At 40.2% G+C, this 1505-nt stretch carries 3 protein-coding genes; 1 reads left to right on the forward strand and 2 read right to left on the reverse strand.

Annotation, left to right across the window (positions count from 1 at the left end; genetic code table 11):
• The coding region (locus ACT3RN_RS15535) for a hypothetical protein (protein WP_444518816.1) at positions 1-296 on the reverse strand (296 nt) is incomplete at its 3' end.
• Between the two features lie 92 nt (positions 297-388).
• Complete coding sequence (locus tag ACT3RN_RS15540) at positions 389-634, reverse strand: hypothetical protein (RefSeq protein ID WP_444518817.1); 246 nt, start codon at positions 632-634, stop codon at positions 389-391.
• A 389-nt stretch (positions 635-1023) separates the two neighbouring features.
• On the opposite strand from ACT3RN_RS15540, the gene ACT3RN_RS15545 reads away from it, so the two are divergent.
• The coding region (locus ACT3RN_RS15545) for a contractile injection system protein, VgrG/Pvc8 family (protein ID WP_444518818.1) at positions 1024-1505 on the forward strand (482 nt) is incomplete at its 3' end.

Raw genomic sequence — 1505 nt, forward strand, 5'->3', positions numbered from 1 at the left:
TCATGATAGCCATTGTTATAATAAATCTGCGCCAGAATATCCCAAGCCAAAGTATCACTGGGATTGACAGCCAGCCTTTGATTCAAATCTGCAATCAATTGATGCAGCTCAGGTGATTGAGCATTTGCATCTTTGAGTGTGGCAAACTGATTAACGATACTAGAACCTGGGTTTTTTTCTTGAATCACTAGCTCGCTATGCGCTGCACTCATCGCTGAACCCATGACAAATAGACCCGCCAAGAGTGCTTTCGGCAGCTTCAGATTGGCTTTGATATTGTGTTGGATACTGATCATCGTAAGTCTGTGCTCATCGTTATTAGTATTAAATGGGGACGTTGCTGTTTCAAATATATTTACGCTAAATCTTGATAATCAAACCAAAGATATTAATTAGAAGCTTGAACTAAAGTCGTGATATTGGTTAATCTGTCTTTAACCCTGTCTTTGTCATCACTACTCATTAATGTATCGTTGTGATAAGCACTGATGTTACTCTCTGTTATCTTTATAGTTGAGAGCATAGCAATGTCACGTGCTTCAAGCGACTGATTATCAATAGCAATGGCATTGTTCGCCGCTCTTAGTGCTCGTGCGTACTTTTTTGAATCATAGTTAGTTTTAGCAATAGCCATCCACTCTGAAAAATCGTGTTGAGCGGTGTTACTACCAGATAAGTAAACAAGTGATGGCGCACTCAGTGCTTTGACACTTGTACTATTTTTTTACCAGTCGTGTTACAACCAGTTATCAATACAGAAGCGCTTACTACTAAGGAAAGCAAGCCCATTGTTGTTAGATTGGTACGATAATAAGTAGGGTTCATAAGTACAGTATCATCACTAAAAATATAAAAGGAAAGTCTAACTAAAGTTTGTTGAGTATAATATATTCGGTGAGATTGATTATACATACACTTGACAATATTTCAATAAACTCTATACTTTTATTCATAAATAATTCAGCAACATTCCAATTCGGGCCATTTCCTTGGTATAAAGCCAGTAGTAACGGTACCCCTCCTATGCCCTCTCAGACCAATCGATTACATAAAGTTACCATTCATGCCGACAGTTTAACAGTAGATGCCTTCTATCCTGTGGCGTTTTATGGTGTCAGCAGTGTTAATCAAACCGATACTATTGACATACTAGTGTTTAGTTATACTTTTCTAGACTCAAACGCTTGTTTGTCATTGGTTGGTACACCTGTTTGCTTGACCACACTATCAGCCAGTCGCATGCCAACTTGTCGCACAGGTCTCATACGAGGTGTCCGTTATCAGCAGTCTGATGGCGCGATGCACTTTTATACGTTAGAAGTCGTGACTCCTGACTGGCAGTTGACGCAGTCGATACATACGCGCACTTTCATCAATCAGTCCACCCTAGATATCATCACCGCTATTCTTGGTGATTATGATATGACGTGGGAGATATCTGAGACGCTGCTATCATCAGGCAGTACCGCCTCAGAGCAATTGTCTCTGCCCTTAGCCATACGCAC

Source organism: Psychrobacter sp. AOP5-GZ1-6 (assembly GCF_052376345.1).
GTDB lineage: Bacteria > Pseudomonadota > Gammaproteobacteria > Pseudomonadales > Moraxellaceae > Psychrobacter.

Bases quoted from the DNA above. Each gene is read 5' to 3' on its own strand.
- ACT3RN_RS15540 (WP_444518817.1), bottom strand. From the start codon at position 634: ATGGCTATTGCTAAAACTAACTATGATTCAAAAAAGTACGCACGAGCA.